Origin of the sequence: Luteimonas huabeiensis HB2 (assembly GCF_000559025.1) — a bacterium.
Taxonomy (GTDB): domain Bacteria; phylum Pseudomonadota; class Gammaproteobacteria; order Xanthomonadales; family Xanthomonadaceae; genus Luteimonas; species Luteimonas huabeiensis.
This window is the reverse complement of record NZ_JAAN01000045.1, coordinates 47,408-74,249: the sequence shown is the minus strand read 5'-3', so window position 1 is coordinate 74,249 and position 26,842 is coordinate 47,408. Positions and strand designations below refer to the sequence as shown.

25 protein-coding genes and 1 pseudogene are annotated in these 26,842 nt (G+C 73.4%); 18 read left to right on the top strand and 8 right to left on the bottom strand.

Going from position 1 to position 26,842, the window contains the following annotated elements; all coding sequences use genetic code 11:
- Positions 1-182: 182 nt before the first annotated feature.
- A complete protein-coding gene (locus Z164_RS21555; RefSeq protein ID WP_024892072.1) occupies positions 183-659 on the bottom strand; it encodes a hypothetical protein in 477 nt (158 codons plus the stop codon).
- Positions 660-948: 289 nt separating this feature from the next.
- Between Z164_RS21555 and Z164_RS0118015 the strand changes: the two genes are divergently transcribed.
- From Z164_RS0118015 to Z164_RS0118000, 4 genes are all read left to right on the top strand, one after another.
- Entirely contained in the window at positions 949-1,416 is a 468-nt protein-coding gene (locus tag Z164_RS0118015; RefSeq protein WP_024892071.1) for an FKBP-type peptidyl-prolyl cis-trans isomerase, read from the top strand.
- Positions 1,417-1,478: 62 nt separating this feature from the next.
- Entirely contained in the window at positions 1,479-1,688 is a 210-nt protein-coding gene (locus Z164_RS0118010) for a hypothetical protein (RefSeq protein ID WP_024892070.1), read from the top strand.
- A 177-nt stretch (positions 1,689-1,865) separates the two neighbouring features.
- A complete protein-coding gene (locus tag Z164_RS0118005; protein ID WP_024892069.1) occupies positions 1,866-2,579 on the top strand; it encodes a hypothetical protein in 714 nt (237 codons plus the stop codon).
- Between the two features lie 97 nt (positions 2,580-2,676).
- Complete coding sequence (locus tag Z164_RS0118000; protein ID WP_024892068.1) at positions 2,677-3,201, top strand: ClbS/DfsB family four-helix bundle protein; 525 nt, start codon at positions 2,677-2,679, stop codon at positions 3,199-3,201.
- Positions 3,202-3,242: 41 nt separating this feature from the next.
- On the opposite strand, the gene Z164_RS0117995 is transcribed toward Z164_RS0118000, so the two are convergent.
- From Z164_RS0117995 to Z164_RS0117980, 4 genes are all read right to left on the bottom strand, one after another.
- Positions 3,243-4,424 carry a glutathionylspermidine synthase family protein gene (locus Z164_RS0117995; RefSeq protein ID WP_024892067.1) on the bottom strand — a complete coding sequence of 394 codons (1,182 nt, stop codon included), beginning with the start codon at positions 4,422-4,424 and terminating at the stop codon, positions 3,243-3,245.
- Between the two features lie 10 nt (positions 4,425-4,434).
- Positions 4,435-4,983: a DUF1190 domain-containing protein gene (locus Z164_RS0117990; protein WP_024892066.1), complete on the bottom strand. Its 549-nt coding sequence runs from the start codon at positions 4,981-4,983 to the stop codon at positions 4,435-4,437.
- An 80-nt stretch (positions 4,984-5,063) separates the two neighbouring features.
- On the bottom strand, positions 5,064-5,954 hold the full coding sequence (locus Z164_RS0117985) for an NAD(P)/FAD-dependent oxidoreductase (protein WP_024892065.1): 891 nt from the start codon (positions 5,952-5,954) through the stop codon (positions 5,064-5,066).
- Positions 5,947-6,408, bottom strand: coding sequence for an Rrf2 family transcriptional regulator (locus Z164_RS0117980; RefSeq protein ID WP_024892064.1), 462 nt, complete (start codon positions 6,406-6,408; stop codon positions 5,947-5,949). Before Z164_RS0117980 ends, Z164_RS0117985 begins: the two co-directional genes overlap by 8 nt.
- Positions 6,409-6,494: 86 nt before the next feature.
- On the opposite strand from Z164_RS0117980, the gene Z164_RS0117975 reads away from it, so the two are divergent.
- The gene (locus Z164_RS0117975; RefSeq protein WP_024892063.1) at positions 6,495-7,880 is read left to right on the top strand and encodes a serine hydrolase domain-containing protein; all 1,386 of its coding nucleotides are present in this window, start codon (positions 6,495-6,497) and stop codon (positions 7,878-7,880) included.
- 239 nt (positions 7,881-8,119) lie between these two features.
- On the opposite strand, the gene Z164_RS0117970 is transcribed toward Z164_RS0117975, so the two are convergent.
- The 3 genes from Z164_RS0117970 to Z164_RS0117960 all read right to left on the bottom strand — a co-directional run bounded on the left by Z164_RS0117970 (position 8,120) and on the right by Z164_RS0117960 (position 11,636).
- Positions 8,120-8,554, bottom strand: coding sequence for a YcxB family protein (locus tag Z164_RS0117970; protein WP_024892062.1), 435 nt, complete (start codon positions 8,552-8,554; stop codon positions 8,120-8,122).
- Between the two features lie 77 nt (positions 8,555-8,631).
- A complete protein-coding gene (locus Z164_RS0117965; protein ID WP_024892061.1) occupies positions 8,632-10,494 on the bottom strand; it encodes a DUF885 domain-containing protein in 1,863 nt (620 codons plus the stop codon).
- 101 nt (positions 10,495-10,595) lie between these two features.
- The gene (locus tag Z164_RS0117960; protein ID WP_024892060.1) at positions 10,596-11,636 is read right to left on the bottom strand and encodes a LysR substrate-binding domain-containing protein; all 1,041 of its coding nucleotides are present in this window, start codon (positions 11,634-11,636) and stop codon (positions 10,596-10,598) included.
- A 354-nt stretch (positions 11,637-11,990) separates the two neighbouring features.
- Between Z164_RS0117960 and Z164_RS0117955 the strand changes: the two genes are divergently transcribed.
- From Z164_RS0117955 to Z164_RS0117895, 13 genes and pseudogenes are all read left to right on the top strand, one after another.
- Positions 11,991-12,782: an SDR family oxidoreductase gene (locus tag Z164_RS0117955; protein WP_024892059.1), complete on the top strand. Its 792-nt coding sequence runs from the start codon at positions 11,991-11,993 to the stop codon at positions 12,780-12,782.
- Positions 12,779-13,987 (top strand): annotated as a pseudogene (locus Z164_RS20985) (efflux RND transporter periplasmic adaptor subunit). Before Z164_RS0117955 ends, Z164_RS20985 begins: the two are co-directional and overlap by 4 nt.
- A 136-nt stretch (positions 13,988-14,123) precedes the next feature.
- On the top strand, positions 14,124-17,288 hold the full coding sequence (locus Z164_RS0117945; RefSeq protein WP_024892058.1) for an efflux RND transporter permease subunit: 3,165 nt from the start codon (positions 14,124-14,126) through the stop codon (positions 17,286-17,288).
- Positions 17,289-17,320: 32 nt separating this feature from the next.
- Complete coding sequence (locus Z164_RS0117940; RefSeq protein ID WP_024892057.1) at positions 17,321-18,070, top strand: SDR family oxidoreductase; 750 nt, start codon at positions 17,321-17,323, stop codon at positions 18,068-18,070.
- A complete protein-coding gene (locus tag Z164_RS0117935) occupies positions 18,067-19,518 on the top strand; it encodes an efflux transporter outer membrane subunit (protein ID WP_201769613.1) in 1,452 nt (483 codons plus the stop codon). The genes Z164_RS0117940 and Z164_RS0117935 overlap by 4 nt, the downstream gene beginning before the upstream one ends.
- A 177-nt stretch (positions 19,519-19,695) precedes the next feature.
- A complete protein-coding gene (locus tag Z164_RS21550; RefSeq protein WP_024892055.1) occupies positions 19,696-20,052 on the top strand; it encodes a hypothetical protein in 357 nt (118 codons plus the stop codon).
- A 2-nt stretch (positions 20,053-20,054) separates the two neighbouring features.
- Positions 20,055-20,504: a hypothetical protein gene (locus Z164_RS20975; protein WP_024892054.1), complete on the top strand. Its 450-nt coding sequence runs from the start codon at positions 20,055-20,057 to the stop codon at positions 20,502-20,504.
- Between the two features lie 54 nt (positions 20,505-20,558).
- On the top strand, positions 20,559-21,164 hold the full coding sequence (gene folE / locus Z164_RS0117920; RefSeq protein WP_024892053.1) for a GTP cyclohydrolase I FolE: 606 nt from the start codon (positions 20,559-20,561) through the stop codon (positions 21,162-21,164).
- On the top strand, positions 21,164-21,541 hold the full coding sequence (locus Z164_RS0117915) for a YchJ family protein (RefSeq protein WP_024892052.1): 378 nt from the start codon (positions 21,164-21,166) through the stop codon (positions 21,539-21,541). Before folE ends, Z164_RS0117915 begins: the two co-directional genes overlap by 1 nt.
- Before the next feature lie 48 nt (positions 21,542-21,589).
- Positions 21,590-22,867, top strand: coding sequence for an ergothioneine biosynthesis protein EgtB (gene egtB, locus Z164_RS23450; RefSeq protein WP_024892051.1), 1,278 nt, complete (start codon positions 21,590-21,592; stop codon positions 22,865-22,867).
- The gene (gene egtD / locus Z164_RS0117905; protein WP_321166291.1) at positions 22,864-23,835 is read left to right on the top strand and encodes an L-histidine N(alpha)-methyltransferase; all 972 of its coding nucleotides are present in this window, start codon (positions 22,864-22,866) and stop codon (positions 23,833-23,835) included. Before egtB ends, egtD begins: the two co-directional genes overlap by 4 nt.
- The gene (locus Z164_RS0117900; protein ID WP_024892049.1) at positions 23,832-25,184 is read left to right on the top strand and encodes a lytic murein transglycosylase; all 1,353 of its coding nucleotides are present in this window, start codon (positions 23,832-23,834) and stop codon (positions 25,182-25,184) included. Before egtD ends, Z164_RS0117900 begins: the two co-directional genes overlap by 4 nt.
- 341 nt (positions 25,185-25,525) lie before the next feature.
- Positions 25,526-26,311 carry a hypothetical protein gene (locus Z164_RS0117895; protein ID WP_024892048.1) on the top strand — a complete coding sequence of 262 codons (786 nt, stop codon included), beginning with the start codon at positions 25,526-25,528 and terminating at the stop codon, positions 26,309-26,311.
- Positions 26,312-26,842: the final 531 nt, after the last annotated feature.

The following is a 26,842-nucleotide window of genomic DNA, read 5'->3' as shown; positions in this document are numbered from 1 at the left end:
CCGCGCCCCGGGGCGTGTGGCCGGGCTGCGCGTGCCGATGCCGGCGTCCTGCCGCCGCGGCGCATGCGCAGCGATGGCACACGTCCGCACGGCGCCTGCGACGCGTGGTCGCCCGCCAGCGCGCGCCTACGGCCCCGTGGCGCTCAGCGGATCGCGCCAGGGCTCGCGGGCGAAGACTGCGCTCAGGACCAGAGCTGGTCGATGGTGTTGAGCGCCAGGCCCTGGGTGGGGTGGGTGGGCTGCGCCTCGGAGACGCAACCGGACACGCCGAGCGACTCGCGCGCCTGCTGGACGGCGTCGCGGGCCGTCGCCACCGCATCGGCAGCCTGTCGCGCGTCCTCGGCGGCGAACTCGGCGGCCGCCTGGGTCACCGAAGTGGGGTTGGCCGCGGCGAGGTCGGCCACCGCCTGCGCCTGCTGCTGCGTCTGCGCGGCGGCGGCTTCCGCGCGCGACAGCGCGGCCTCGGCGTCGCAAGCCAGGCCCGCCTGTGCGGCCTGGGTGGCGTTCTGCGCCTCGCTCGTCGCTTCCGACGACGCGCGGCCCATGCTCTCGACGGCGCTGACGGCGGCGTCGTTGGCGGCGTTGTCGGCCGCGCTGCCGGCGTCGCCGGCGCCTCCGGAAGCATTGGCGCCGGAAGCGCCGGAAGCTCCATCCGTCATGGGGGTTCACTCCAATCTTGGGGGTGGGAAGGATCTGGCGCCGCCCATGAGGCCGGGGGCGACGGACCGGCACCCACCCTAGAAGCCGGCCGCCGGCCTGCCATCTAGGGATCACCCTAGGTGGAGAAGGCGCATTCAGTCCTCCCTTGCCGGGCGCGGGGCGTGCATCGCCGCGTTTGCGCGCCTGCCTGGCCTTGGCTATGGTGGCCGCGTGATGTCGCACCGTGGGCATGCCGGTGCCTTCCCGTCGTCTACACCCTCCCCTTCCCTCGATTCCAAGGAGCTCCCCATGGAGATCGCCGCCGCACGCGTCGCCAGCATCCACTACACCCTCACCGACGACGCGGGCCAGGTGCTCGACAAGTCGCCGCCCGCGCAGCCGCTGCGCTACCTGCACGGCGCCGGCAACATCATTCCCGGCCTGGAAAACGCGCTCGAAGGCCGCCAGGCGGGCGACACGCTGAAGGTCGAAGTGCCGCCGCAGCAGGCCTACGGCGAGCGCAACGAGGCGCTGGTGCAGTCGCTGCCGCGCGAGGTCTTCCAGGGCATCGACACGATCCAGCCCGGCATGCAGTTCCAGGCCCAGAGCGAGCGCGGGCCGCTGCTGGTGACCGTGGTGGACGTGGCCGGCGACCAGGTGCGGATCGACGGCAACCACCCGCTGGCCGGGCGCACGCTGCATTTCGACGTGGAAGTGGCCGACGTGCGCGAATCCACCGAGGACGAGCGGCAGAGCGGGCGCGCGCTGGCGGCCTGAGCGTCCGCGCGCGGGACCGGCCGGTACGATCCGCGCCATCGCTCGCCGCAGGACGAATCGGAATGGCCCAGCGCAAGCGCGCCACGTCGCCGGAGGACTTCGGGCAGCGCATCGAACCCGCGGAACTGCCCTGGGCCGAAGCGCTGGCGCGGGCCCTGCGCGCCGGCACCGGCGACGACGAGGAATTCGCGCGGATGGCCGAACTCGCCATGCGCTGGGTCGCCGCGAACCCGGCGCCGATCCCGCCGGCCGATCCCGCTTACCGGCGCTGACCTTCGCGCCATCGCTTCGCATCGGGGCGGTGGTGCTGGATGCGGCCGAAATCGTCGGCCCGCGTTCTGTCCGCGGGCATGGCGACCAGGAGGTCTGCGGCCCTGCGCGCGTGCTCCTGCGAATGCCTTCGAGTGCGCTATCTTCGCCGTGCTGTGGTGGCGCAAGGAGGAGGCGCGATGGATGGGAGCGAGCGGCCGCGGCTGACGTTTGCGCAGATGGAGGCGTGGATCGAGGCATTGCCCGTCGGGCCGGTGGCCGCACGCGGTACGCCGCGCTGGATCGTACGTTGCAACCTGGTCGGTATGGCCGGCATGGCGCTCGCCTTGTCGCCCTCGATGCTGATCCAATGGCTGCAGCCCCAGCTTTGGATGCTGTGGATGGCGCGCATGGGCCTGGCGACGATGATCGCCGGCCTCCTGCCGGGATTCGTTCGTAACGTCCGGGTCTTGCTGCAGGAATTCCGCCATCATCGGCGCGGACTGATCGAGCAGTTCGACCATGACGTGGATCAGTTCCGTGCGCTCGTCGCCCGGTTGGCCGCTTATCCGTGCGAAGTGCTGGACGAACGGATGCGGTACGCGCGGATGGGCCATGAGCGGCTCGCTTCGCGGCTGAGCATGATGGTCGGCGGCGTCGAGCGGCTGGGCTTGCTGCCGGTGCTGCTTTCGTTGTTCGTGGTGCTGCGCAATTGGCGCGATCTGCTCGGGCTGCCCTTCTGGCTGGCATTGCTCGCAGCGATGGCGGCAGGGCTTTGGCTGATCGGCTGGGCGGGCGCGGAATTCCGGAGGCGCCTGCAGCTCTACGAATTCCTGCTCGGCGAGGCGTCGCGTTCGGCGAGAAGCGGCAACGCTCCCGCCGATGCGCGTCGCGGCGACGCGGCTTCTGCCTGAGGAATCGCCGGGCACCTTGCGTGCAAACGCGTCCCCGGGCCGGGCGGGTGCGGCCGACACGCTACACTCGGCGGCGCGCGCTGCGCAGGAGACCTGCATGCCCATCCCTCAGGATCGCGCCGCCCTGCTCGCAGCGATCGACAAGGAATTCTCCGCGCTCCTGCGCGAGCTCGCGACGCTGCCGCCCGACGCCGTCGACGAGGCCACCATGGACGGCCACGTCGCCGGCAGCCGGATGCGGCCGCGCGACTTGGTCGCCTACCTGGTGGGCTGGAACGAGCGCGTGCTCGCCTGGCACGACGCCGAGGCGCGGGGGGCGGACATCGCGTTTCCCGCGCCCGGCTTCAAGTGGAACGAGCTGGGCCGGTTGGCGCAGTCGTTCTACGAAGCGTACGGCGACGTGCCGTTCGATGCGCTGGTGCTGCGGTTGCAGGCGTCCAAGGACCGCATCGTCGCGCTGGTGACGGGCTTCGACGACGACGCGCTGTATGGCCGCCCCTGGCACGGCAAGTGGACGCGCGGGCGCATGATCCAGTTCAACACCGCCTCGCCCTACGCGAATGCGCGTGGCCGCCTGCGCCGCTGGCGCCAGGCGCGCGAGACCGCGCAACCGGCGCGCTGAAGACGCAGGCGTTCGGGGGACCGCACCGGCCCGCGCGCGCCTCAGGCGTAGAGCGTGGCCGGCGCGCCGTCCTCGACGATGGCGTGCGGGACGAAGCGCGCGCTGTCGCGGGTGATCGGGCCGTCGTCCTCGCGGATGCCGATGCCGCAGGCGCGGTCGCCGACCACCCAGCTGCCGACCAGCGGGTAGCGGCCGTCGAACTGCGGCAACGGGTGCAGGGCCTGGCGGATGCAGGGGCCGGCGTAGGGGCCGTCGCTCTCCAGCCAGCGGCCGTCGGGCAGATGCATGGCGACGTTGGCGCCCTCGCGCGAGTGCAGCGGCTTGCGCACCCAGCCGGCGGGCAGGGCGCCGCCGTCGTCGAACGCGGCCGGCAGCAGGTTGGGATGGCCGCGGTGGCGTTCCCACAGCAGCGGCAGCACGCCCTTGTTGCTCAGCAGCGCCTTCCACGGCGGCTCCAGCAGGCGCAGGCCGGAGCCGGGCAGGGCGCGGCCGAAGTCGTCGGCGAACAGGTCTTCGAGCGGATACAGCTTGAACAGCGAGCCGATCACCGTGTCGTCGAGGTCGGTGAAGCGGCCGTCCTCGGACAGGCCGATGTCCTCGATCGCGATCGCCTCGCCGTGCAGGCCGGCCTGGGCGGCGCAGTCGCGCAGGTAGGCGACCGTGCCCTGGTCTTCCTCGGATTCGCGCACCGCGGCGAACAGCAGCGGCGGCGGCAGCTGCGCCGACAGCGCGACGAAGCGTTCGACCAGCGCCTCGTGGATCGAGTTGAACTGGTCGGCCGAGGCCGGCAGGCGGCCGGCCTCGCGCTGGTCCTCCAGCCATTGCCACTGGAAGAACGCGGCCTCGAACAGCGAGGTCGGGGTGTCGTAGTTCAGCTCGTAGAGCTTGGCCGGGCCGCGGCCGTCGTAGGCGAAGTCGAGGCGGCCGTAGAGATGGCCCTCGCGCCGGCGCCAGCTGTCGGCGATCCAGTCGCGGAAGGGTTCCGGGATCGCCAGGCGCTGCATCAGCGCCTCGCTGCCGGCGATCTCGTCGACCAGGGCCAGCGCCATCGCGTGCAGCTCGGCGCTGGGATCCTCCAGGTCGTCCTCGATCTGGCGCAGGGTGAAGGCGTAGTAGGCGCGCTCGTCCCAGTAGCGCTCGCCGCCGATGGTGTGGAAGCGGAAGCCGCTCTCGGCGGCGCGCGCGCGCCAGTCGCCGCGCTCGACGATCGCAACCCGCCGCACCGCGCGCGCCTTAGCCGCCGACGCTGCGGCCGCGGCTGCTGGCGCCGAAGCCGCCGCGGTTGACGGTGGTGGCGCGGTCCGGGGTGGCGGCGACCGGGGTCAGGGCGGCGCGGCCGGCGCCCGCCGCGCCGGAGGGACGCAGCCAGCCGTCGCTCTTGTCGCGCCAGGCCGGCGTGGCCTGCGCGGCCTGCGGCTGCGCCAGGCCGGCGCGGTTGCCGCTCATCATCTGCGACAGGAAGAAGCCGGCCATCATCGGGCCGATGAAGGAATGGCCCGCGGTGGTGCGCTGCTCCACGCACTGCTCGGCCGGGTAGTCCTGCGCGCACTCGGCGCGGCTGGCGTACTGCGGCGCGGCATCGGCGGCCTGCTGCCGGGCCTGCTCGAACGCGGTGCGGCAGGTGTCGGGTTCGCCGGTGACCTCGATGCAGCGCGCCACCGAGGTGTACAGCCCCTCGCGCACCTGCACCTGGGCCTCGGCCGGCTGCTCGCGCTGGCAGGCGGTGAGCAGCAGCGGCGCCGCGCTCATCAGCAGCAGGGCCGTGGTCTTCGATCGCTTCATGCGCGCTCCCTCGGGGCTTCGGAATCCGGCCGACATGATACTGCGCGGCCGCCGGCCGGGACGCGCGCGGCGCCGGCCGATCAGCCGAAGATCAGGCTGCGGTGGGCCGCGGTGCCGGCCATCGCGCCGTCGCCGATCGCCAGCGCCACGCTGTGCGCGCCGCGCGCGGCGTCGCCGCAGGCGAACACGCCCGGGACCGAGGTGGCCTGCATCGCGTCGGTGCGCACGAAGGCGCCCAGCGGGCCGTCCTCGAAGGCGCAACCGAGCTGTCCGGCCAGCGGGCTGGCGACCTGGGTGCGACTGGCGACGAACAGGCCGTCCTGCTCGATCCGGCGGCCGTCCTCCAGTTCGACGGTGGCGCGGTCGCAGACGCGGGCGATCCGCGCCGGCTCCACCGCCACCCCGCGCGCCGCGAGCGCGGCGCGCTGCGCCTCGTCCGGCGCGAAGCGGCCGTCGAGGAAGAAGGTCACCGTGCCCCAGTCCGGCAGCATCAGCGCGTGGTGCATCGAGACCTCGCCGACGGCGACGACGCCGATGCGGCCGCGGTCGAGCTCGTAGCCGTGGCAGTACGGGCAATGGAACACGCTGCGGCCCCAGCGCGCCTGCAGGCCGTCGATCTCCGGCAGGGTATCGACCACGCCGGTGGCCAGCACCAGCCGCCGCGCGGCCACGCGCGCGCCGGCGTCGTCCTCCAACTCGAAGCGATCGATCGCGCCGTCGGCGCGCAGCGCGGTCGCCTGCCGCCATTGCACGGTCGGATAGGCCAGCACCTGGGCGCGGGCGTCGGCGGCGATGGCCTCGGGTGCGCGCCCGTCCTGCCCGATCAGGCCGTGGGACGCGGTGGCGAAGCGGTTGCGGCGCTGGCCGGCGTCGACGATCAGCACGCGCCGGCGCGCGCGCGCCAGCTGCATGGCGGCCGACAGGCCGGCGTAGCTGCCGCCGACGACGACGGCATCGAAGGTCTCAGGCATGGTGAGGGCGCTCGCAGGCGGGAAGGGGGCGGCGCGGCATGCGCCGGGCGAAGGATGCGGCCAGTTCGGCCAGCGTCACCTCGCCCAGGCGCGCGATCAGCAGCGCCTCGGCGTCGCGGAAGGCGCTGTCCAGGGCGGCGTTGACGGCCTGCTCGACGGCGCATTCCGGGTGTTCCAGCCGGTGGCCCATCGCGAACACCGTCGGCTCGCCGACCGCGCGGTAGATGTCGAGCAGGGTCACGGTGCCGAGGTCGCGGGCGAGCGTCCAGCCGCCGCCCGGGCCCTTCGCAGACGCCACGTAGCCGCGCTCGCGCAGGCTGGCGAGGGTGCGCCGGACCACCACTGGATTCGTGCCCAGCATGCGCGCCAGGGTCTCGGAGGTCAGCGGGCCGTCGTGCTGCGCCATGTGCAGCAGCACGTGCAGGACCGAGGACAGGCGGCTGTCGCGTTTCATGTAACTCAGAATATTACGATAACCGCCGGGAGGCAAGCGCGGGCGCGCTGGGGCAGACTGCGCGTTCCGTGACGCCGGAGCCTTCGATGCGCTTTCTGCTGCTGCCCGCCCTTCTGCTCGCCGCCGCGGCGGCCCCGGCGCAGACCGTGCCGCCGGCCTCGCCCGAAGCGCACGCGCGCGCCGTCGCCGCCGGCTACAAGGCGCTGACCCTGTGCAGCGCGCACTTCGTCGCCGGCCGCGATCCGGCGCAGGTGGAGGCGGTGGAGCTGCGCGGCATCTACCCGGAGTACCAGGCGCAGGTGCAGGCGCTGCCGGCGTCGATCGACGCGTCCGCGCGCACGGTCTCGGTCGCGTTCGATCCCGCGCTGCCGCCGCGGATCGCGGCGTGGCGGCCGAACCTGGGCTGCGCGCAGCTGCCGATCGGCGCCGACGCGGCGGCGGTCGCGTCGCTGCCGCGTTTCGACGCGCCGGCACCGGACCTGGACGCGCGGCCCTGGCCGCTGGGCGAGCGCGATGCCACCGCGCCGGTGGATGGCGATGCCCGCGCGCTGGACGCTGCGCTCGCCGCCGCGTTCGACGGCACCGCCTTCGGCGAAGGCCACGCGACCACCGCCGTGGTCGTGGTGCAGGGCGGGAAGATCGTGGCCGAACGCTACCGCGAGGGCTTCGGCCCGCACGTGCCGCAGCGCACCTGGTCGGTGGCCAAGAGCCTGGCCGGCGCGCTGCTCGGCGTGGCCGAGGCGCAGGGCGTGCTGGACCCCGCCGCGCCGGCGCCGGTGCCCGAATGGCAGCGGCCGGGCGATCCGCGCGCGGCGATCGCCGTGGAGCAGTTGCTGCGCATGGCCAGCGGCCTGTACAGCGACACCGCCGGCAACCGCACCGATGCGCTGTACTTCGGCGGCGCCACCGTCGCCGAGGCCGCCGCCGGCTGGCCGCTGGCGGCGCCGCCCGGCACGCGCTTCCGCTACGCCAACAACGACATCGTGCTGGCCGCGCACGCGCTGCGCGCGGCCACCGGCGACGACGCCCGCGCGCTGGCGCGCCCGTACACCGACCTGTTCTGGCCGCTGGGCATGACCCGGACCCACGCCGAGACCGACTGGCAGGGCGGCTACGTGTTGTCGAGCCAGGTCTGGTCCACCGCGCGCGACCTCGCGCGCTTCGGCCTGCTGTTGAGCAACGACGGCGTGGCCCACGGCCGCCGGTTGCTGCCCGAAGGCTGGGTGCGCTGGGCGACCACGCCCTCCGGCCCGCAGCCCGAAGGCGCGTTCGGCTATGGCGCGACGCTGTGGCTGCTGCAGCGCTCGCCCGGCGTGCCCGCCGACGCCTTCGCCGCGTTCGGCAACCGCGGCCAGTACGTGGTCGTCGTGCCTTCGCGCGATCTGGTGCTGGTGCGTCGTGGGGAAGACCCGACCGGCCAGCGCTTCGACGTCGCCGCGTTCGCCGCCGCGGTGCTGGCGGCGCTCGAATGAGCCAGGGCGGCCCGCGCGCGTGCGGAGCCTTGGGTCGCGTCGGCATTCAGCGTGTCTTTTCCTTCCCCCGCAAGCGGGGCCATGCTCTCTTTCCCTTCCCCCGCAAGCGGGGAGCACTCTGTTTTTCCCTTCCCCCGCAAGCGGGGGGCATTCTCTTTTTCCTTCCCCCGCAAGCGGGGGAAGGTGCCGAAGGCGGATGGGGGCACGCCGCAGCTTGCGGGAAAAGGGATGATCCGCTCTCACGCTCCGCGACAGGCCCCGGGGCGGCTGCGCGCGAGCCGCGGGCCGGCGAACGCTTCGAAGGCGGCGCGCTGCGATGGGTCGAGTGCGCGGAAGGGAATCGGCACGGCGCCTTCCCGCAGTTCGATCAGGTAGCCGGGGCGGTAGAGGTGGACCGCCTTGACCCGCGTCCAGGGGACGCCCGACGTGCCGCGACGCGTGGTGCGGCGCAGGCCGTCGGCGTCGATCTCGAAACGGCAGGCGCCGTGGCGGCGCGTCTTGACCAGGAATGCGACGCTCGCGACCCCGGCCAGCGCGATGCGGAACAGCCGGACCTTCCAGCGCGGGGCGCGACGCACGAAGGCGTCGGTGTCCACGGCGTGGTCGACGGCGAAGGCGAGGTACTCGCGCAGCCGGTAGGCGACCTCGAACGCGAGCGGCACCTGCGGGGCCATGCGGTGCGGCGACGTGCGGCGCAGGGCCGCCCCGGGGCGCGGCCGCGATCGGCCTGCGCCCGGGACGGCGCGATGCGTCAGCCCGCCTTCTTCTGGGCGATCCAGCGGTCCACGCGCTGCTCCAGCAGGTCCAGCGGCAGCGCGCCGCCGCCGAGGATGGTGTCGTGGAAACCGCGGATGTCGAAGCGCTCGCCCAGTTCGGACTCGGCCTTCCGCCGCAGCGCCTGGATGCGGATCATGCCGACCTTATAGGCGGTGGCCTGGCCGGGCATGATCAGGTAGCGGCGCACCTCGGAGCGGATCGCGGTCAGCGGGATCGAGCTGTTCTCGCGGAAGTAGTCCACCGCCTGCTGCTCGGTCCAGCCCTTGGCGTGCATGCCGGTGTCCACCACCAGGCGGATCGCGCGCCACATCTCCGACATCAGCCGGCCGTAGTCGGAATACGGGTCCTGGTAGGTGTCGGGCATCTCCTTGGCCAGCCACTCCGCGTACAGGCCCCAGCCCTCGGTGTAGGCGGTGTGGAACTGCTGGGTACGGAAGGTGGGCACGCCCTCGAGCTCCTGCGCGATCGAGATCTGCATGTGGTGGCCGGGCAGGCCCTCGTGGTAGGCGATGACCTCCAGCTCGGTCTTCGGCATGGCGTTCATGTCCGAAAGATGCGCGTAGTAGATGCCGGGGCGCGAGCCGTCGGGGGTGCCGGGGTAGTAGTGCTGCGCGGCGCCGGGCTGCTCGCGGAACGGCTCCACGCGCTTGACCACCAGCTCGGCCTTGGGCAGCAGGCCGAAGTACTCGGGCAGGTGCCGCTCGATGTTGTCGATGACGCGGGTGGCCTCGTCGATGTAGGCCTGGCGCCCGGCGTCGGTGTTCGGGAAGCGGAAGCGCGGGTCGGTGTCCAGGAAGCGGAAGAAGGCGGCCAGGTCGCCCTCGAAGCCCACGCGCGCCTTCAGCGCTTCCATTTCGCCGCGCAGGCGCGCCACCTCGTCCAGGCCGAGCTGGTGCACCTCGTCGGCGCTCATGCCGGTGGTGGTGTTGTCGCGCAGCTGGTAGGCGTAGTAGGCGGCGCCGTTGGGATGGGTGGTGCCGACGCCGGCGGGGTTCTCGAGCGCGTTGGGCAGCTCCTCCTCGCTCCAGGCGATCACCCGCTCGTAGGCGGGACGCACCTGCTCCAGCAGCGCGGTGCGCGCCTGCTGCTTCAGTTCCTCGGCGCGTTCGGCGGTGATGGCCCCCTTCTCGACCAGCGCGTCGGCCTTGGTCTGCAGGTCGGCCCACAGCGCGCTGTCCTCGCCGTCGTCGAAGGGGGCGCCCGAGATCACCTTGCGCGCCTGCTCGACGACGCCCTCCAGGGCGAACTTCGGCGGGCGGATGCCCTGCGCGGCGGAGGCGCGGCCGCGCTCGAGCAACTGGTCGAACAGCCGCGGCAGGGCGTTGAGGCGCGCGATGTAGGCCTGGTAGCCCTGCTCGTCGTCGGCCTTGTGGATGCTGATCAGGAAGGTCGGCAGCGAGCTCTGCATGCCGTTCATCTGGTCGAACGCGTAGCCGTCGGCGAGGAACGGCATGCCGTCGCGCGCGGTCTCGTACTGGCGCTTCCACAGGGCCCAGGACAGCTTGGCCTCGTCGTCCAGGCGGTCGTAGTCGAAGGTGGATTCCATCTCGCGCACGGAGGCTTCCAGCCAGGCCAGGCGCTCGCGCGCGGCCTGCTCGGAGACGTCGTCGAGCTGGTCGTTGAGCTCCTTGCGGCCGAGGAAGGTCAGCTGCATCGGGCTGAAGCGCAGCAGTTGCTCGTACTGGGCGTCGAACCAGGCGTTGAGGCGCGCCGACGGGTCTTGCTCGGACTGCTGCTGGGCGGTCCCCGCGGCCTGCGAAGCCTCGGGCTGGGACGGCGAGCAGGCCGCCAGGGCCAGGGCGAAGGCCAGGGTGCTGCAGGCGAATGCGGGTCGCACGGGCGGTTCTCCACGGAAACGGGATCGGACCGCCATTCTGCGCGACCGGCAGCGCCCGTGCCCCTGCAGGATGTCATGCCGGGCGCCGAGCCCGGCACCGGTCAGCCGGCAGTGGCCTCGGCCAGGATGCGGCGGCCGGTTTCGCTCGCGTCGTCCTGCGCCGGCGCGGTCGGCGCAGGGATCGGCGCCTCCTGCCCGGGCACGTAGCGGTGGCCGGACATCGGGCAGTGCGCGGACATGTAGTCGATCTCCAGGTTGAGCCGTTCCAGCAGGAAGTCGACGAACGCGCGCACCTTGGGCGACTGCACGTGGCCGCGCGGGAACACCGCGCTCAGCGGGTACTCGCCGCCGGACCAGCCCGCCAGCACGCGCTTGACCAGGCCGTGCTCGACCGCGGACTTGACCATCACGTCGGCGGCGATCGCCAGCGCCTCGCCGCACAGCAGCGCGCCCTTGAGCGCGGCGGGATCGTTGGCCACCAGGATCGGGTTGACCGGGAAGTCGCGCGCGCCGTTGCCGTCGTCGAGCGTCCAGCGGTAGCCGTTGCCCTGGCGCTGCTTGGTCATCGCGACCACGCGGTGGTACTGCAGGTCGTCCGGGTGCAGCGGCTCGCCGTGCCGGGCCAGGTACTCGGTGCCGGCGAACACCTGCGTGCGCAGCGTGCCCAGCGGCCGCGCGATCAGGTTGGAATCGGGCAGGTTGCCGAAGCGCAGCGCCACGTCGATCTCGCCGCCGATCAGGTCGAGCGATTCGTTGGCCAGCAGCATCTCCACCCGCACTTCGGGGTGGCGGGCGTGGAACTCGCCCAAGAGCGGCGCGATCTTGTCGATGCCGATGGAGTAGGGCGCGGTGAAGCGCAGCCAGCCGCGCGGGCCGGCCTGCAACTGGGTCACCGCGCTCTCGGCCTCGGCGAGGTCGCGGGCGATGCGCTGGCAATGCTCGAAGTACACGTTGCCGGCCTCGGTCAGGCCGAGCCGCCGGGTGGTGCGGTGGAGCAGCTGCGCGCCCAGCCGGGTCTCCAGCTCCTGCACCTTGCGGCTGACGGTGGTCTTGGGCAGGCGCAGCGCGCGGGCGGCGGCGATGAAGCTGCCCAGCTCGGCCACCTTGACGAAGACGAGGGTGTCGTTGAGATCGCGGGACATGCGGGCCTCCGGCGGTGCGGGCAGGGATTGGCCCGGGAAAGGGATAATAAGTCCTCGACATCGGGGCTAATCAAGTGCCGCCGGCGGGCCTAAGGTAGCGGCCTGTCGTCATGGGAGCCTGTCGTGGCCCACCCTTCCGTCTCCACCGCCGTCCGCCCGGACGGCCGCTCCGATCCCGCTTCCGGCCCGGAAAAGTCGCCTTTTTCTCATGGCGATCAAGGGCTTGGCGGCGGGCGCCCGGCCGCGTCTCGGGGATCGGGCATGCCGCCGGCGGATTCCGCCCGGCGGCATCCTCAGGCGGGCGCGGCACCGATTGGATCGGCCCATGGGAGGGATAATCCCGATATCGGGACAATGCAGCCGATCCTCGTACTCGGCACCGCCGGCGCGCTCGGCCGCGGCATCGTCGAGGCCGCGCTGGAAGCCGGGCAGCCGGTGCTGGCGGTGGCCGACGACGCCTGCGCACTGGACGCGCTGCGCCGCGGCCATCCCGGCGGCCCGCTGCACACCCGCGTCGCGCGCCTGGCCAGCGAGCCGGACGCCGCGCGCCTGGCCAGGCGCCTGCGCGCGCTGGGCTACCGGCCGCGCGGGGTGATCGCCGCGCTGGGCGGCGAGGGCGCCTGCGGGCGCCTGCTCGACCAGCCCGCCGACGTCCTGCGCCGCACGCTCGACGAAGACCTGCTGCCGCACCTGGCCGCGGCGCGCCACCTGTTCGGCCTGCTGCCGCGCGAGACGCGGCCGGCCTACGTCCTGGTCGGCGGCCCCGGCGCCAGCTATCCCTGGGCCGGCTACGGCCATCGCTCCATCGCCGCCGCGGCGCTGCGCATGCTCGCGCGCGTGCTGCACGAGGAGGCGCGCCGCGAGGGCGTGGACGTGCATCTGCTGTCGGTGGATGCGCCGGTGCGCACGCCGGAGAACTGCGCCCACGCCAGCGAGGCCTGGCCGCAGGCGCGCGCGGTCGGGCGCCGCGCGCTGGCGCTGGTCGACGCGCCCGCCGCCGCGCGCGGGCGCGCGGTGATCCCGTTCGTCCCGCGGCCGTTGACCTCGACCGAAGTCGAGGTCGCATCCTCCGCCGCCGCGCCCGATGCGCGCGCCTGGCTCGACCGTCTGCTGTCCTCTCCCACGTTCCGGAATCCTTCTCCATGAACCGCACGCTTCCGCTTCCTTCCCGATCCTTCCCGCGCCGGCCGGGCGCACGCGCGGCCGCCGCGGGCCTCATCCTGCTGGGAGCGGCCCTGCTGGCGGCCTGCAGCGGCCGCGCGGAACCCGGCGCGCCGCCGCCGCCCGAGGTGAGCGTGGCCGAGGTGATCGCCCGCCCGGTGGTCGAATGGGACGAGTACACCGGCCGCGTGGTCGCGCCGGAGACCGTCGAGCTGCGCCCGCGGGTGAGCGGCTACGTCGATCGCGTGGCCTTCGAGGAGGGCGACGCGGTGCGCAAGGGCGACCTGCTGTTCGTCATCGACCCGCGCCCGTACCGGGCCGCGCTGGCGCGCGCCGAGGCGCAGCTGGCGCAGGCGCGCAGCCAGGCGCGGCTGGCCGAGGCGCAGAACGCGCGCGCCCGCGACCTGGTGGCGGTCAGCGCGATCTCGCGCGAGGACTTCGAATCGCGCGAGGCCGGCGCCTCGCAGGCGCAGGCGGCGGTGCGCGCGGCGGAAGCCGCGGTGGCCAGCGCGCGGCTGGACCTGCAGTTCACCGAGGTACGCTCGCCGATCGACGGCCGCGCCGGCCGCGCGCTGGCCACGGTCGGCAACCTCGCCACCGCCGACGTCACCGCGCTGACCACCGTGGTCTCGCTGGACCCGGTGCACGTGTACTTCGAGACCGACGAACAGCGCTACCTGCACTACCAGTCGCTGATGCGCAACGGCGCGCGCGAGTCCGACGGCAATCCGGTGCGCGTGGGCCTGGCCAACGAGCGCGGCTATCCGCATGCCGGCCGCGTGGACTTCGTGGACAACCGCGTCGACCCGGGCACCGGCACCATCCGCGCGCGCGCGGTCGTGCCCAACCCGGACCGGGTGTTCACCCCGGGGCTGTTCGCGCGCGTGCAGCTCGCCGCCGGCCGCTAGCGCCAGGCGCTGCTGATCGACGACCGCGCGGTGCTGACCGACCAGGACCGCAAGTACGTGTACGTGATCGGCGAGGGCGATACCGCGCAGCGGCGCGACATCGTGCCCGGCCGCATGGTCGACGGCCTGCGCGTGGTCGACGAGGGCCTGGCCCCCGGCGACCGGATCATCGTCCACGGCGTGCAGAAGGTGTTCATGCCGGGGATGCCGGTACGCCCGGTGGCCGTGGCGATGGGCGACGCGCCGCCGCCCGCCGCGCCCGCCGTCGCTGCCGCCGGCTGAGTCCGCTCACTCCCGCCCGGTCGCCCGTGCGACCCGCCGGCCTCCCCGCCGGCCCCCTTCCCCCGGCGCGCCGGCGCACCGGGCGGGACCCTTTCCGCCCGCCGTCGAACGGCGCGGCTCCACAGGACCGTTTGCGATGGATTTCTCCCGCTTCTTCATCGACCGCCCGATCTTCGCCGCGGTGCTGTCGATCGTCATTTTCGCCGCCGGCCTGATCGCGATCCCGGTGCTGCCGATCGGCGAGTACCCGGACGTGGTGCCGCCCTCGGTGGTGGTGCGCACGGTGTACCCGGGCGCCAATCCCAAGGTGATCGCCGAGACGGTGGCCACGCCGCTGGAGGAGGCGATCAACGGCGTCGAGGACATGATGTACATCAAGTCCGTCGCCGGCTCCGACGGCGTGCTGGTGACCACGGTGACCTTCCGCCCCGGGGTCGATCCCGACGATGCCGCGGTCCGCGTGCAGAACCGGGTCGCGCAGGCGCTGTCGCGGCTGCCCGAGGACGTGCGCCGGCAGGGCGTGACCACCCAGAAGCAGTCGCCGACCTTCCTGATGGTCGTCCACCTGACCTCCCCCGACGGCCGCTACGACACCCTGTACCTGCGCAACCACGCGCGGCTGCACGTCAAGGACGCGCTGGCGCGGATCCCGGGCGTGGGCGACGCGCAGGTGTTCGGCGGCGGCGACTACGCGATGCGCGCCTGGCTCGATCCCGAGCAGATCGCCGCGCGCGGGCTGACCGCCAGCGACGTGGTGCGGGCGATGCGCGAGCAGAACGTGCAGGTCTCGGCCGGCCAGCTCGGCGCAGAGCCGATCCCCGACAGCCGCTTCCTGACCCTGATCAACGCGCAGGGCCGGCTGACCACGCCCGAGGAGTTCGGCACCATCGTGCTCAAGCGCGGCGACGACGGCACCATCGTGCGCCTGTCGGACGTCGCGCGGCTGGAGTTGGGCGCCGGCGACTACACCCTGCGCGCGCAGCTCGACGGCAAGGCGGCGGTGGGCATCGGCATCTTCCAGGCGCCCGGCGCCAACGCGCTGCAGATCCGCGACCAGGTGATCGCGACGATGGACGAGTTGTCGGCCTCGTTCCCGGAGGGCGTGAAGTACGAGGCGGTGTACGACACCACGATCTTCGTGCGCGATTCGATCAAGGCGGTGGTCTCCACGCTGCTGGAGGCGGTGCTGCTGGTGGTGCTGGTGGTGATCCTGTTCCTGCAGACCTGGCGCGCCTCGATCATCCCGCTGCTGGCGGTGCCGGTGTCGATCGTGGGCACCTTCGCGGTGCTGCACCTGCTGGGCTTTTCGATCAACACCCTGACCCTGTTCGGCCTGGTGCTGGCGATCGGCATCGTGGTCGACGACGCGATCGTGGTGGTCGAGAACGTGGAGCGCAACATCGAGGAGGGGCTGAGCCCGCTGGCCGCGGCGCACCAGGCGATGCGCGAGGTCTCCGGGCCGATCGTGGCGATCTCGCTGGTGCTGTGCGCGGTGTTCGTGCCGATGGCGTTCCTGGACGGGGTGACCGGGCAGTTCTACAAGCAGTTCGCGGTGACCATCGCGATCTCCACGGTGATCTCGGCGATCAACTCGCTGACCCTGTCGCCGGCGCTGGCCGCGCGCCTGCTGCAGGCGCACGGTACGCCCAAGGACCGGCTCTCGCGCGGCATCGAGCGCGCGTTCGGCTGGCTGTTCCGCCCGTTCAACCGCTTCTTCGGCGCCAGCGCCGCGCGCTACGAGCGCGGCGTCGGCCGCATCCTCGGTCGCCGCGGCCTGGTGTTCCTGGTCTACGCCGGCCTGCTGCTGGCCACCGGCGGGCTGTTCAAGGCGGTGCCGCCGGGCTTCATCCCGGTGCAGGACAAGCTGTACCTGATCGCCGGGGTGAAGCTGCCCGAAGGCGCGTCGATCGCGCGCTCGGACGCGCTGCTGCGCCAGGTCGCCGACATCGCCATGGACACCGAGGGCGTCGCCCACGTGATCTCGTTCCCGGGCCTGAACGCGCTGCAGTTCACCAACACGCCCAACACCGGCGTCGCCTTCGTCGTGCTCGATGCGATGAGCGAGCGCTCGCGCAGCGCGGCGGAGATCAACGCCGAGATCAACCAGCGCATCGGCGCGCTGCAGGAGGGCTTCGCCTTCGCGATGATGCCGCCGCCGATCCTCGGCCTGGGCAACGGATCGGGCTACCAGCTGTTCATCCAGGACCGCGGCAACCTGGGCTACGGCGCGCTGCAGGATGCGGTCGACGGCATGACCGGGGCGATCTCGCAGACTGCCGGCATGGGCTTTCCCATCAGCAGCTACCAGGCCAACGTGCCGCAGCTCGACGCGATCGTCGATCGCGAGAAGGCCAAGGCCCAGGGCGTGCCGCTGACCGAGCTGTTCGACACCCTGCAGACCTACCTCGGCTCGGCCTACGTCAACGACTTCAACCAGTTCGGCCGCACCTGGCAGGTCATCGCCCAGGCCGACGGCCGGTTCCGCGACAGCGTCGAGGACATCGCCAACCTGCGCACCCGCAACGAGCACGGCGAGATGGTGCCGATCGGCTCGATGGTCGACGTGCGCCAGACCTACGGCCCCGACCCGGTGCTGCGCTACAACGGCTACCCGGCCGCCGATCTCGCCGGCGAGTCCGATCCGCGGCAGCTGTCCTCGGCGCAGGCGATGGACGCGCTGACCGGGCTGGCCGCGCAGGTGCTGCCGCCGGGCATGACCATCGAGTGGACCGACCTGAGCTACCAGCAGGCCACCCAGGGCAACGCCGCGCTGATCGTGTTCCCGCTGGCGGTGCTGCTCGCCTTCCTGGTGCTGGCCGCGCTGTACGAGAGCTGGACCCTGCCGCTGGCGGTGATCCTGATCGTGCCGATGACGATCCTGTCGGCGCTGTTCGGCGTCTGGCTGGCCGGCGGCGACAACAACGTGTTCGTGCAGGTCGGCCTGGTGGTGCTGATGGGGCTGGCGTGCAAGAACGCGATCCTGATCGTCGAGTTCGCCCGCGAGCTGGAACTGCAGGGCAAGGGCATCGTCGAGGCCGCGCTGGAGGCGTGCCGGTTGCGCCTGCGGCCGATCGTGATGACCTCGATCGCGTTCATCGCCGGCGTGGTGCCGCTGATGCTGGGCAGCGGCGCCGGCGCCGAGGTGCGCGCGGCCACCGGCATCACCGTGTTCGCCGGCATGGTCGGGGTGACCCTGTTCGGCCTGTTCCTGACCCCGGTGTTCTACGTCGCCCTGCGCAAGCTGGCCAACCGGCCGCTGGTCTCGCACGGCCCGCCCACGGTCCATGCCGCCCAGGCCTGACCCCCCATCCCCCAAGACCCAGAGGACCTCCCATGAACTCCACTTCCAGGATCGCGCTGGTCACCGGCGCCACCCGCGGCATCGGCCTCGAGACCGTGCGCCAGCTGGCCGAGGCCGGCGTGCACACGCTGCTGGCCGGCCGCAACCGCGACCGCGCGGTCGAGGCCGCGCTCGAGTTGCAGGCCGAGGGCCTGCCGGTCGAGGCGATCGCGCTCGACGTCACCGACGCGGCCAGCATCGCCGAGGCCGCGAGGACCATCGAGGCGCGCCACGGACGCCTCGACATCCTGGTCAACAACGCCGGCATCCTCGTCGACGATCCGGCCAAGGGCGCGGCCGGCCAGTCGCTCGAGACCTGGCGCACGACGTTCGAGACCAACGTGTTCGGCCTGATCGCGACCACGCAGGCGCTGCTGCCGCTGCTGCGCAAGTCGGCGTCGGCGCGCATCGTCAACGTGTCGAGCCTGCTCGGCTCGATCAGCCAGCACCAGAACCCGGCGTCGATGATCTACGACATGAAGGGCATACCGGCCTACAACGTGTCCAAGAGCGCGGTGAACGCGTGGACCGTGCATCTGGCGCACGTCCTCAAGGACGCCGGCATCAAGGTCAACACGATCCATCCGGGCTACGTGCGCACCGACATGAACAAGGCCGGCGACGAGCAGAACGGCGAGCTCGAGGTCGCCGACGGCGCGCGCACCAGCGTGCGCTTGGCGCTGATCGACGACGACGGCCCGACCGGCGGCTACTTCTACCTGGACGAGGCGCTGCCGTGGTGACCCGTCCGCTGATCGCGACACTGGCGGCGGCGCTGCTGGCGGCCTGCGCGGTCGGGCCCGAGCACGTCCGCCCGGCGCCGCCGACGCTCGCCGAGACGTTCCGCGACCCGATCGACGGCACCGCGGCGGCGGACCCCGCCGGCGCGGTCGTCGCCGCCGACGCGGCGTTCTGGAACGCGTTCGGCGATCCGCTGCTCGATGCGCTGGTCGGCGAGGCGCTGGCGCGCAACCACGATCTGCAGGCGGCGCTGGCGCGCTACGAACAGGCCAACGCGCTGCTGCGCGGCGCGCGCTTCGACCTGCTGCCCACGATCGTCGCGCAGGGCGAGGCGGCTTCCGCGCGCGCGTCCGCCTCGCAGGCGCCGGGCGCGGCGCGCGAGGCCCGCGACGCCGACGGCTACGGCGCCGGCATCGCCGCTTCCTGGGAGCTCGACCTGTTCGGCCGCGTGCGCCGCAACGTGGAGGCCGGGCGCGCCGACGCGGCCGCGCAGGCATCCGACCTGCAGGCGCTGCAGGTGGCGATCGTCGGCGAGACGGTGGCCACCTACGTCGAGGTCCGCGGGCTGCAGGCGCGGCTGCGGGTGGCGCGCGACAACGTCGCCAACCAGGCCGACACCCTGCGCCTGGTCGAGGCGCGCATCGCCGCCGGCGGCGGCAGCGAGTTCGACGGCGCGCGCGCGCGCGCCCAGCTCGACATCACCCGCGCCACCGTGCCGGCGCTGGAAGCGCAGCTCGGCGCGGCCATGCACCGCCTGGGCGTGCTCACCGGCCAGGCGCCCGACGCCTGGGCGCCGCGCCTGGCCGCGGCGCGGCCGCTGCCGGCGCTGCCCGCGGGCCTCGACCCGGACTCGCCCGGCGGCCTGCTGCGGCGCCGGCCCGACATCGCCGCCGCCGAGCAGCGGCTGCACGCGGCAACGGCGCGGATCGGCATCGCCACCGCGGACCTGTTCCCGCGCTTCACCTTGTCCGGGTTGATCGGCAGCCAGGCGGTGGATGCCGGCGGCCTGTTCGAGCGCGACAGCGAGACGCGGCGGGTGGCGCTGGGCATCGACTGGTCGTTCCTGGACGTTGGCCGCGTGCGCGCGCGCCTGGCCGCGGCGGAATCGGGCGCCGACCTCGCCCTGGCCGAATACCGGCAGGCGGTGCTGCTGGCGCTGGAGGACGCGGGCAACGCGCTGCTGCGCTACGCGCGCAGCCGCGAGGAGGACGCCCTGCTCGAGCGCGCCGCGCGCGACAGCGCGCGGGCGGCGACCCTGGCGCGGCTGCGTTTCGACGCCGGCGCGGTCGGCCTGCTCGACGTGCTCGAGGCCGAGCGCACCCGCCTGCAGGCCGAGGACGCCGCCGCCGCGGCGCGCGCGCGCAGCGTGGCCGCCGCGGCCGGGGTCTTCCGCAGCTTCGCCGGCGGCTGGCCGCAGGCCATGCCGCAGCCGATCGCCGGGCGCGGCTAGGCGCTCGCCGGCGGGCGCGCACCGTCCCACCCGGCGCGGCGAGCGCGCCTGCACCGTCTGCGCATCTCTGAACGGCGCGTGTCGCCGCGGGCGCGGCGCGCGCCGATTTCACCGCTCGCGGACCGGCCCGTGGCCTACGGTGTGCCCCAGCCCCCCACGCGCGCCGTTCCCCCCGCCATGGACAAGTCTCACGCCCACGCCGTGCCGTCCGGTCCGCCGGTCGAATCGGGCCGTCGCCCGGGCGACGAATCCCCCTACGAGTACTACCGCCGCAGCTATCGCGACGCCCCCTACTTCTCCAGCGGCCGCGCCTGGTCCGACTATGCGCCGGCCTATCGCTACGCGATGGAGCAGGCCACGGCGCTCGGCGTCTCCGCCGCCTCCTTCGAGGCCATCGAGCCGCGGCTGGAGCAGGGCTGGGAGGCCGCCCGCGACGGCTCGCGGCTGACCTGGACCGAGGCGCGCGCGGCGATCCGCCACGTCTTCGAGGACGCGGCCGGCCGCCGCCGCGGCGACGGCCGGATGCTGGACTGACCATGGCCCGCCTGCAGAAGGTCCACGTGCTGGGTGCCGGCGCTTGCGCCCTGATCGGTGGCGTCCTGCTGGGCGGCATCGGCTACCTGCCGTTCGGCCCGCCCGGCTTGGTGGCGGGCGTGGTCGCCGGCGTGGCGCTGGGCGCGCTGCTCGGCCACCGCCTGTCCGAATCGGCCGATCCGCGCGGCGATCTCGGCCACTTCGAGCAGATCTACCGGCGGGCCGAGTACTACGTCGAGGGCATGACCTGGGACGACTACGCGCCCGCCTACGGCCTGGCGCTCGACGCCTACGCGCGGCGCCAGCGCGATCCCGAACTGGTCGCGGCCGAACTGGAGGCCGACTGGCCCTCGCTGCGCGGGCGCTCGCGGCTGGAGTGGGCGCAGGCCTACCCGGCCATCCAGCACGCCTGGCGGCAGCTCTCCGAGCGCGAGCGCGCGCAGGAGCGCTGAGCGGCGGCGACGGCGCGTTAACATGTCCGGCCCTCTCGCCGACAGAGCCGCGCAATGGCCGAACCATCCGACACCCCGCCCGAGGTCACCCGTGAGCAGGCCGAGGAGGCGGTGCGCACGCTGCTGCGCTGGGCCGGCGACGACCCGGCCCGCGAGGGCCTGCAGGACACGCCGAAGCGGGTGGTCAAGGCCTACCGCGAGTGGTTCAGCGGCTACGCGCTCGACCCCGACGAATACCTGGCCCGCACCTTCGAGGAGGTCGAGGGCTACGACGAGATGATCGTGCTGCGCGACATCGAGTACGAAAGCCACTGCGAGCACCACATGGCGCCGATCATCGGCCGCGTGCACGTGGGCTACCTGCCCGCCGGCCGGGTGGTGGGGATCAGCAAGCTGGCGCGCGTGGTCGATGCCTACGCCAAGCGCTTCCAGGTCCAGGAAAAGATGACCGCGCAGATCGCCGGCTGCATCCAGCGCGCGCTGGGGCCGCTGGGCGTGGGCGTGGTGGTGGAGGGCGCGCACGAATGCATGACCACCCGCGGCGTGCACAAGCGCGGGGTCAGCATGATCACCTCGACCATGCTCGGCAGCTTCCGCGAGGATGCCCGTACGCGCGCCGAGTTCCTGCGCTTCGTCGAGGCCAGCGGCCCCCGCCGCTGATGGACGCGGACTGTCCCTGCGGCAGCGGCGGCGCCTACGCCGCCTGCTGCGGCCCGCTGCACGCCGGCGCGCCGGCGGCCGATGCCGAGGCGCTGATGCGCTCGCGCTACAGCGCCTACGCGCGCGGCGACGGCAGCTACCTGCTGCGCACCTGGCACCCCTCCACGCGGCCGTCGCGCAGCGAGCTCGAAGCGGGCGAGCGCCCGGTCTGGCTCGGCCTGAAGGTGCTGGGCCACGACCCCGCCGGCCCCGACGCCGCCGAGGTGGAGTTCGTGGCCCGCTACCGGATCGGCGGCGGCAGCGCGGTGCGCATGCGCGAGCGCAGCCGCTTCGTGCGCGAGGACGGCCGCTGGTACTACCTCGACGCGATCGGCTGAGCGCGCGCCGTAACGCTGCGGTCACCGCGGCGGCCGCACGCTTGGCCGATGCATGCCGTTCCGCACGCCGCCCCGGACCCCGACGAACTCCAGCGCCTGTTCGCCCACGTCAGATCGCGGACCCGCGCGCTCGCCGCGCCGCTGTCGGCCGAGGACGCGATGGTGCAGAGCATGCCCGACGCCAGCCCGGCGAAATGGCATCTCGCGCACACGACCTGGTTCATCGAGCGCTTCGTGCTGGCCGCGCGGCCCGGCTACCGCGCCCACGCGCCGGCCTGGGACGCGGTCCTCAACAGCTACTACCAGAGCCTCGGCCCGGCGCACCCGCGCCCCTGCCGCGGCCACCTCTCGCGGCCGTCGCTGGACGAGGTGCTGGACTACCGAGACGTCGTGGACGCACGCATCGAGGCCCGCCTGCGCGACGACGATCTCGACGACGAGGCGCGCCGCCGGCTGCTGGTGGGCCTGCAGCACGAGCAGCAGCACCAGGAGCTGCTGCTGACCGACATCCTGCATGCCTTCTCGTGCAATCCGCTGCGCCCGGCCTACCGCCAGGACCTGCCGCGCCCCAGCGCCGAGCCGTGGCCGATGGCCTGGTGCGAGGCCGGCGAGGAGGTGGTCGAGATCGGCGCCGAGCCGTGGCCGGGCGAGGCCGGCTTCGCCTACGACAACGAATCGCCGCGCCACCGCGTGCTGGTGCCCGCGCATGCGCTGGCCTCGCGGCCGGTGAGCAACCTGGAGTACCGCGCCTTCGTCGAGGACGGCGGCTACCGCGAGCCCGCGCTGTGGCTGTCCGACGGCTGGGCGGTGGTGCAGGCGCAGGGCTGGGCGCGGCCGCTGTACTGGGACGAGGACCTGGAGCACGCGCACACCCTCGGCGGCCGGCGCGCGCTGGATGCCGCGGCGCCGGTCTGCCACCTCAGCTATTACGAGGCCGACGCCTACGCGCGCTGGGCCGGCGCGCGGCTGCCGACCGAGTTCGAGTGGGAGCGCGCCGCCGCCGCCGCGGGAACGCCGCAGGGTCACTTCGCCGACGACGGCGTGCTGCAGCCGATGGCCGCGCAGGATCCGCCCGGGCCCGGACCGGCGCAGCTGTTCGGCGACGTCTGGGAATGGACCTCGAGCGCCTACGGGCCGTGGCCGGGCTACCGGCCCTGGACCGGCAGCCTCGGCGAATACAACGGCAAGTTCATGGTCGGGCAGTGGGTGCTGCGCGGCGGCAGCTGCGCCACCGCGCGCGGCCACGTGCGCGCCAGCTACCGCAATTTCTTTCCCCCGCACGCGCGCTGGCAGTTCGCCGGCCTGCGGCTGGCGCGCGATCCGTGAGCGGGGCGGTGGAGCGGGGCGGGCTGGTCGATCTGCAGCCCACCCCGGCGCGCATTCTCGCCGACGTCGTGCAGGGGCTGTCGGCCACGCCGAAGCGGCTGCCCTCGAAGTACTTCTACGACGCGCGCGGCTCGGCGCTGTTCGAGCGCATCACCCGGCAGCCGGAGTACTACCTGACGGCGACCGAGCTGGCGCTGCTGCAGGCGCGCATGGCCGACATCGCCGCCGCCATCGGCGCCGGCGCGCACGTGGTGGAGTACGGTAGCGGCAGCGGGCGCAAGACCGAGCTGCTGCTGGGTGGGCTGGACGCGCCGGTGGCCTATACCCCGGTGGAGATCTCGCGCAGCGCGCTGGAGCACAGCGTCGCGCGGCTGGGCGCCCTGTTCCCGGAGATCGAGATGCTGCCGGTGTGCGCGGACTTCACCGGGCCGTTCGCGCTGCCGGTCCCGGCGCGCGCGCCCGCGCGCACGCTGCTGTTCTTCCCCGGCTCCACGCTGGGCAACTTCGACGGCCCGCAGTCGGTGGCCCTGCTGCGCGGCATGCGGGACGCGGCCGGCGCCGATGGGCGCGCGCTGATCGGGCTGGACCTCGACAAGGACCCGCGCCGGCTGGAGGCCGCCTACAACGACGCCGCCGGCGTGACCGCCGAGTTCACCCTCAACCTGCTGGCCCGGCTCAACCGCGAGATCGGCAGCGATTTCGACCTCGGCGGTTTCGCCCATCGCGCGGTCTACGCGCGCGAGCGCATGCGCATCGAAACCGACCTGGTGAGCCTGCGCGCGCAGACGGTGCGCGTGGGCGGGCGCACGTTCGCGTTCGCGCCGGGCGAGGCGATGGCGGTGGAGATCAGCCAGAAGTACACCCGCGACAGCGCCGCGGCGCTGGCCGCGCAGGCCGGCCTGGCGCTGCGCGCATGGTGGACCGATCCGCAGGGCGACTTCGCGCTGGCGCTGCTGGCGCCGGCATGAACGCCGCGCGGCGCGGCGGGCAGCGCGACGGCCGCCTGGGTATGCTGCCGGCCATGACGTCGAACCGCTCCGCCCCGTCGCATCGCCTCGCCCTCGCCCTCGCCCTGCTGCTGGCCGCGCCGGCCGCCGCCGTTCACGCGCAGGCCCCGGCGCCCGCCGCCTCCGCCGTCTCGCCCGTCGCCGCGCCCGATCCGGCGTTCGCGCGCTGCCTCGCCGGGCTCAAGGCCACGGCCGGCGCCCAGGGCGTCAGCGCCGCGTCCTTCGACCGCTTCACCGCCGGTCTCGCGCCGGACCGCAGCGTGCTCGAATTGCTCGACGCGCAGCCGGAGTTCACCACGCCGATCTGGGACTACCTGGCCGCGCTGGTGGACGACGAGCGCGTCGCCGACGGCCGCGCCATGCTCGCCCGCCATGCCGACCTGCTCGCGCGCATCGAGGCGCGCTACGGGGTCGATCCGGCGACCGTGGTGGCGGTGTGGGGCGTGGAGAGCGACTACGGCCGCGTCTTCGGCAAGCGGCCGTTGCTGGTCTCGCTGGCGACGCTGTCGTGCGAGGGCCGCCGGCAAGCGTTCTTCCGCGGCGAATTCATCGCCACGCTGAAACTGCTGCAGGCCGGCGACATCCGCGCCGAAGGGCTCACCGGCTCCTGGGCCGGCGCCTTCGGCCACACCCAGTTCATGCCGAGCACCTACGCGCGCATCGCGGTCGATTTCGACGGCGACGGCCGCCGCGACCTGGTCGGCAACATCGCCGATGCGCTGGGCTCGACCGCGAACTACCTCAAGCAGTCGGGCTGGCGCAGCGGCCAGCCCTGGGGCTTCGAGGTCCGGGTGCCGGCCGGATTCGACGCCGCCCAGGCCGGGCGCACGAAGCGGCGCCCGCTCTCGGACTGGGCCGCGCGCGGCGTGCGCCGCCACGACGGCTCGCCGCTGGTCGCCGGCGGCCTGGTCGCCGATACGCGCTCGGCGCTGCTGCTGCCGGCCGGGCGCGAGGGACCGGCCTTCGTGGTGTTGCGCAACTACGACGCGATCTATGCCTACAACGCCGCCGAGAGCTACGCGCTGGCGATCGCCTTCCTCGCCGAACGTCTGCGCGGCGGACAGGTGCCGCGCGCGCCGTGGCCGACCGACGACCCGGGCCTGTCGCGCGCGCAGCGGCGCGAACTGCAGACCCTGCTGCTGGCGCGCGGGCACGACATCGGCGAGGTCGACGGCATGATCGGCACCAACACCCGGCGCGCGATCCAGGCCGAGCAACGGCGCCTGGGCCTGACCCCCGCCGACGGCCGCGCCGGCCGCCGCATCCTCGACGCCCTGTCGCGCGAGCGCGGCGCGGCGGGCGGATCGTAGCGGCGCCGTCCGGGCGCGTCGGCGCCGGCCGCCGCGCGGGCTCCAGGGGTATCGATACTCGACCTGCAGCGCGACGCTGCCCCCTCTCCGCGCAAGCGGGCCCATGTCGTTCCTTCTCCCGCAAAGCGGGTGCATATCGTCCCTTCTCCCGCAAGCGGGTGCACATCGTCCCTTCTCCCGCCCCCGCTTGCGGGGGAAGGGGAAAAACAAGGTGGCCCTCGCCTGCGGGGAAAAGAAGGCTCCCGCGCGCTGGGCGTCGATACCGCCTAGGGTCGGTCCCAGCTTACCGGCGCGCTGGCGCGGCGCTAGCTTCGCCCGGGAGACCTGGTGGAGCGGACGACATGAGCGACGGTAGCGATGGTGCCGGCGGCGTCGGCGGCAGCAGCGGCAGCAGCGGCAGCAACGGAACCAGCGGGACCGGGAGCGCGGCCGATTCGCTCGGCGCGGCGGCGGACGCCCTGGGCGGCATGGCCGAGTCCCTCGGCGCCGCCATCGGCGAGGCACTCGGGGGGCTGGCCGATGCGACCGGCCTGGCCGGCGCGCTGGGCGACCTGGCCGATGCGCTGGGGATCGACCAGGGCATCCTCGGCGCGGCGGTCGTCGGCTTCGCCACCGGCGGCCTGCCGGGCGCGATCATGGGCGTGGCCAACGGCCTGGTCGGCGGCAGCCTGACCGAGGCCGCGCGCGATGCGATCTCGACCAATGTGCCGGCGGGCTTCCAGCAGGCGGCCAACCTCGCGCTCGATGCCTTCGCGGGTCGCGTGCCGGGCGCCGGCATGTCGCTGCAGTCGGCGGTCGATGCGCTCGCCTCCGGTGCGCTGACCAACGGCCGCGCGCCGGGTATCGGCGACATCGGCGCGGTCGCACGCTCGCTCTCCGAGGTCGCCTCGGCCGCGCGCAGCGCGCTAGACAGCGCGACCCGCGGCGATTTCGCCAGCGCCGCCGATGCGGTGGGCGCGCTGGAGGGCAGCCTGCAGTCGCAGCTCGCCACCGCCCGCGACGTCACCGCAGCGGTCGCCGGTGCCGTGGCCAACGGGCACGGCGTGCATCCCTCCGGCCGCAGCGGCTTCGAGGGCCGCGTCGAGCAGCTGGCGATCGACACCGCGCGGGTGCTGCTCAACCGCTGACGTCGGCAAGGCTTCCCTGCGTCGGGGGCAAGAAGCGGCACTGCGCGATCCTGCTGGCATGCCGCGCTTAACAGGCTGCTGAAGTACTGTTTGACACCTTTCAAGAATCCCTACGACACCCACCCAACCATTGATTATTCGTTCCAGGGATACGCGAATTGATTCGATTTGTTTCTTTTTCGAGCCTCAGAAACAGTATTTCAGCAGCCTGTTAAGTGGCTGGGACGCGCGGTTCCCTCGGTCGGGATATTCCGTTCCGGCGCGCGCGCGCATGGCGCTCTTCACGACACCGGGCTGCCTGGGCGCGGCCATCTCGGTGTCTGGGCGCGGCGTTTCGTTCGCCAGGACGGAACCGGTCGACTGGGCGCGGTGGCGGGAGGCGGTTGTCTGGGGCGGCGTTGGGGGCGACCGGGGTCGCGCTTGTGCACGACGCGTCGATGATGCGTCGGCCCGGCGTCGGGATGGGGCGTTCTTCAGCGATTGCCCAGCGCCCGCGCCGGGGGTAAGGTGGCAGCAGGGGTTGCCAGGGAC